This window comes from Ectobacillus funiculus, assembly GCF_004138295.1.
GTDB lineage: Bacteria > Bacillota > Bacilli > Bacillales > Bacillaceae_G > Ectobacillus > Ectobacillus funiculus.
Genome location: NZ_SCFM01000111.1, coordinates 1 through 4,992, shown reverse-complemented (window position 1 = coordinate 4,992; position 4,992 = coordinate 1). Strand labels below are relative to the sequence as shown.

The following is a 4,992-nucleotide window of genomic DNA, read 5'->3' as shown; positions in this document are numbered from 1 at the left end:
TGGAACACAAAGTTCCCATACTTCGCATCCTTCCGTCCGGAGATGGTCATCTTGGCGTTTCTTTTGTAACGGAATGCACGTCTCCACGCCGCATGACTCTTTTGATCCTTACACATTGTATATTGCTTACGAAAGAAGGAACGAGAGCCGAACAAAGCGGAAGGAATATCTCTCCTTAGTTTCTCCTTTTTCTGTTCCTGCCGAAAGAGACGATGCCGAAGTTGTCCGATTCTTGCCTTGAGACGTTTGATTTCTTTATCTAGATGCCGATGTTCAAACAGATAGAGGGAGAACCAAACCTGTGTCTCGTTCTTACGATGAAGCGCATATACCGCACCGGAGGCCGCTTGATGCATCTGATATCCCATTCGTTTGTACAGCTTCGGTTTTCCAGCCATAATCGACTGCTTCATGTTCCGTAATGTCGTGAGCCTACTGCGCTCGTTTTTTAGTTTCTTTTGAATGGATTGAAGGGTAACATCTACCTGTTTCAGATACAACACCTGTAATTCCTTTTGCGATGTACGAAGAGCGTTTGCTTGTTGGACTGCGCTATTCGTATAGTAGTCATCCAGTTGGAATCGTTTCTTAATTGCTAGATGAAGACTGCCTTCATACGGCTTGTTCCCCGTGCGCAGATGTTTTGTCTGCCAGGCATAGGCTGCTCGCATCGCTTGGTTATATAGCTGGAGAGAATGAGAAAGTTCCTGATTCACATCGCGAGAGACCGTGTGCTTATAGATTCGATTGGAAAAGTAGCACTTCTTCATTCCCTCCTTCTCCCTTCTGGTTTATTTTGGTAATTACATATTACTAAAAGAACATACGTTTGTCCAGTTACATTTCCCTATTCACCAAATATGCTAGGCGATTGCCTAGCCGACATTCATCCCCCACTTACCACTGGGCTACACCCATCACGTGCTTGAAGTGGGGGATGAATGTCGGAAAATGATAAAACTGTTTGAGCTTCTCCCGCCCCTTGCTTCATTATGGACAATGACCTGCTCAGTAAAAAAAGAACCGAGCACTTGTCCCTAACCAGCCATCGGCGCCTCGTGCTCCGGGCAATTAGCGACAGTGGAATCCCCTGCCAAAAAGACTTGAATTCGTTCATTTTGATTTCCCATTTGATTCATTCACCCTATTCCAATTTGGATAATTTAAAGCAACAGGACGGTATATAAAGAAAACTCGCCGATTGGCAAGCCCTGCCCTTGGGTGAAGACAGAGGCGCAGCCCTACTTATACTGTATTCCTAAAATTTCCGACTACGTCGAATTGGATTCTAACTGGAAATTTATACTTTCCTACAGTGTAAAGCAAAACGGATTGCCTATGTATTTCAACAATCCGTTTTCTCTCGTAACCTTTAATCAAATACCCTTTTATTCGCCTTCAACAGGCTTGCCAAAAATGCGAGGGTCAATCCTTGTCCCCAGCCTTGAATTCGTTTGTACGGCACATCCATATATCCCTGCATATCACGCATCACTGCGGTCCCCGCAGATACGTGCGTTACCCTGCCGTCCCCTGTAATATGGTCCAAAACTCCATGAATCGATTTTTGAACCTGTTTATGATACAAAGATCCCCTAGAAAGAAGGGCTGTTGCAATTCCCGCCGAACCCGAGACCTCGGGATACGATTCTGGATTGTCCACCACTGTATGCCATAGACCGGTATCAGCTTGTAATCGAACTAATGCGCTTAATTGGTCCCGCAGTGACCCATCGATGATCATGTAGGAGGGATGGGTCACTTCAACAAGTTCCAAGGCCTTTGCCATCGTTAAGGCAGCCCACCCGTTCCCGCGTGCCCAAAAAACACCCGACATATGATTTTGTGCAAGATTATCCCACCCATGATAGTATAGGTCAGTAGCTGCATCCTGGAGGAAGTTTTCGTGACCATGATATTGCTTTAATCCATCTTCAAAGAAATCCTCTCTCCCTAGAAATTTTCCCATTCGCAGTAAAAACAACCCAGCCATCATCATAGTGTCTACCCATGCTTGTTCAGGAAAGATATACGTTTCTGAATTTACCGTGTGCTGGAAAATTCCGTCTGCAAAGCGATCTGCATCGTTCTGCAAAAATTCAGCCATCTTCGTAGCAGCATTCATATATTTCTCATCGTCTGTAGCTTGGTAGAGCGATAAAAGTGCGTGACCGATTGACACTCCGTTCACTGAAAGTTTCGGAAGACCATCCTCTAATTTTTCATCAACCCAATTTCTTAAAAGCTCAATATACTCACTTTTCCCTGTTGCCTCGTATGCTTCAGCAACACCGTAGAACGCAACCCCTCCCGGCCAATCCCAATTAAAATCCATTTGGAAGGTACGGTGAACAATACGATCAAAAACTGTTAGAAGTTCGTTCTCATCGTATACAAGTGCGGGCATGATAGTTCTCCTCTCCATTACTTTAATCCGCTCGTGCTAATTCCCTCGACAATATACTTTTGGAATAAGAAGAAGATAAGTACAACCGGAAGTAAGGATACAACGGACATCGCAAACATAGCACCCCAGTTTGACGCGGTTTCCGTATCTAAAAACAGCTTTAATGCCAACGATACTGGGTACATTTCCGCTTTGTTTAAATACAGCACTGGATTGATTAAATCTTCCCATTTCCAGTAGAAGGAAAAAATCGCTGATGTAGCTAACGCCGGCACAATGAGCGGTAGAATGATTCTAAAAAAGATACTAAATCTGCCGCAGCCGTCAATTCTAGCGGCTTCATCTAGCTCTACAGGAATCGTACGGATAAATTGAACCATTAAGAAGATAAAAAACGCATGTCCAAAAAATTGTGGTACAACAATCGGTTTAAAGGAATTCAGCCAGCCAATCTTTGAAAATAGAATATATTGCGGAATCATGACTACCTCTTGAGGGAGCATCATTGTCACCATCATACAAGCAAACCAGAATGCCTTCCCTTTAAATTGGATACGTGCAAATCCATAAGCGATACAAGCGGAGGATATGACAGCACCGATCGTAGATAATCCAACTATGATTAAGGAGTTTTTAATAAATACACCAAAGGACTGACCAGCAATTCCTTCCCATCCCTGTACATAGTTGCTCAAAATGAATGGATGTGGAATAAGAGAATGAGCAGTGATAAAGACCTGTGAACTTTCTTTAAACGAACTCATTAGTAACCAAATAATCGGATAAAGCATCAAAATCGCTAACCCGCCCGTAAGAGCGTGGTATACTATTCTCTTTGGCTTAAATCTAGGTGATTTGACTGTCATCGACTCGCTAATTCCGCTTTTTGTAGTCTCTTGAACTAGTTTCATAGTCTTTAATCCTCCTTTGACTCATAATGAACCCAATAAGATGATGTTTTAAATAAAATTAATGTGAGTAAACCGACTATGAGCAACATGACCCACGCCATGGCAGAGGCATATCCCATTTGGAAGAAGTTAAAGGCTTTTTGGAACAAATACAGGGAATAGAGAAGTGTTCCATCAAGCGGACCTCCCTCACCCTTTGAAATAATGTAGGCAGGAGTAAATGTCATAAAGGCTGAAATAGTTTGCATTACTAGATTAAAGAAAATAATTGGGCTTAATTGAGGTAACGTAATTTTAAAGAATTGCTGTAGTCCATTTGCTCCATCCACACTGGCAGCCTCATAATATGTTGGCGGAATATTTTTTAAGCCTGCTAGGAAAATCAACATAGACGAACCAAACTGCCAAATTGAAAGCAAAATTAATGTCCATAGTGCACTTGTTGGATCTTGATACCAAAGAATCTTTTTATTAATTCCCATGAAGAATAAGAGAGCATTAATTGTTCCATCATTCCCAAAAATATTACGCCACATGATCGCAACAGCGACGCTGCCTCCGATGATAGATGGAAGATAAAAGAGTGTACGGTAAATCCCAACTCCTTTAGAAGCACGATTGAGAAGCATTGCCACACATAATGCGAAAGCCAATCTCAGCGGAACACCTGCTAATACATAAGTGAAGGTAACCTGTAAAGAGTGCCAAAACTTTTCATCCCCTGTAAACATTTCGATATAGTTATCTAAGCCAATCCATTTTGGCGTGGAAAACAAATCGTAGTTCGTAAAGGACAAGTATAGGGAAATAGCCATTGGGATGATTGTAAATGCCAGAAAACCGATGATAAATGGGGAAATAAAGGCATATCCGGCTATGTTTTCGCTCATTGATCGAAATTTCATCTCTCTCAGCTCCATTCTAGAAAATAGTCAGCTTCTATTAAAAGCAATTACGGCCTATCAATTCTAATTTTATAAGGAAGAGTACGAAAACCCTTAAGTACTATAGCATTCGTACTCTTTCCCGTTGTCTTTATTGCTTATTTCTCGCTAGAATTTCGTTTGCTTGTGCCCTAAATTTCTTCGCACCCTCTTCAGGTGTGATTTTCTTGAATAAAATTTGATCAGAAACATCCTTAAGCGCTTTCATTACTTCCGCACTTCCAAGCGGATCAGGCGGATCTGCTTCACTTGCGTGCTGCGAAGCTTGTTCTACATATTCAAAAACTTTCTTTGCTTCTTCGCTTAGCTCAGGCTTGATAGCGTCCGCTACTTTAGAGGATACCGGTACACCGCGATCTCCCTTGATCAGCTTGTTCGCTTCTACATTGTTTGTAAAGAAGTCAATAAACTTCGCTGCTTCTTCTTTATACTTAGAGCTCTTTGGAACGGAGAAGAACATGCTCGGTCTTAAAAATAATGCTTTTTCTTTTGCTTGTTCAGGTGGTAAATGCAGGCTAAGCGCTGATTTGGATAATTGTGCAAAACCAACATACTGGTTGGAATAGTTCCATGTTACTGCGGCTGTGCCTTTTACAATAAAGTCATCCTCAAGTCCTTTTATCTGCGCTTGCTCATCAGGCGTTGGGAATGTTTTCGCATTCACTAAACGAAGCTGTCTCTCAAAATACTCGACAAATAACTTGTCATCGGAATATGCAAGACCCGTTCC

Annotated in this window: 5 protein-coding genes and 1 pseudogene; all 6 read right to left on the bottom strand. The window is 42.1% G+C overall.

Annotated features, from left to right (window positions below; genetic code table 11):
- On the bottom strand, positions 1-770 hold a 770-nt coding region (locus EP737_RS24970), incomplete at its 3' end, for a hypothetical protein (protein ID WP_129732103.1).
- A gap of 183 nt (positions 771-953) precedes the next feature.
- Positions 954-1,130 (bottom strand): annotated as a pseudogene (locus EP737_RS26770) (rhamnogalacturonan acetylesterase); the annotation flags it as partial.
- A 242-nt stretch (positions 1,131-1,372) separates the two neighbouring features.
- Positions 1,373-2,407 (bottom strand): glycoside hydrolase family 88/105 protein, encoded by a 1,035-nt coding sequence (locus EP737_RS24965; protein WP_129732101.1) that lies wholly within the window; start codon positions 2,405-2,407, stop codon positions 1,373-1,375.
- 17 nt (positions 2,408-2,424) lie between these two features.
- Positions 2,425-3,273, bottom strand: coding sequence for a carbohydrate ABC transporter permease (locus EP737_RS24960; protein WP_342044485.1), 849 nt, complete (start codon positions 3,271-3,273; stop codon positions 2,425-2,427).
- A gap of 50 nt (positions 3,274-3,323) precedes the next feature.
- Entirely contained in the window at positions 3,324-4,223 is a 900-nt protein-coding gene (locus tag EP737_RS24955; RefSeq protein ID WP_246040374.1) for a carbohydrate ABC transporter permease, read from the bottom strand.
- Positions 4,224-4,353: 130 nt separating this feature from the next.
- The coding region (locus EP737_RS24950) for an extracellular solute-binding protein (RefSeq protein WP_165350935.1) at positions 4,354-4,992 on the bottom strand (639 nt) is incomplete at its 5' end.

Coding starts and splice junctions, on each gene's coding strand:
- EP737_RS24965 (WP_129732101.1), bottom strand. CDS start 2,407: ATGCCCGCACTTGTATACGATGAGAACGAACTTCTAACAGTTTTTGAT.
- EP737_RS24960 (WP_342044485.1), bottom strand. CDS start 3,273: ATGACAGTCAAATCACCTAGATTTAAGCCAAAGAGAATAGTATACCAC.
- EP737_RS24955 (WP_246040374.1), bottom strand. CDS start 4,223: ATGAAATTTCGATCAATGAGCGAAAACATAGCCGGATATGCCTTTATT.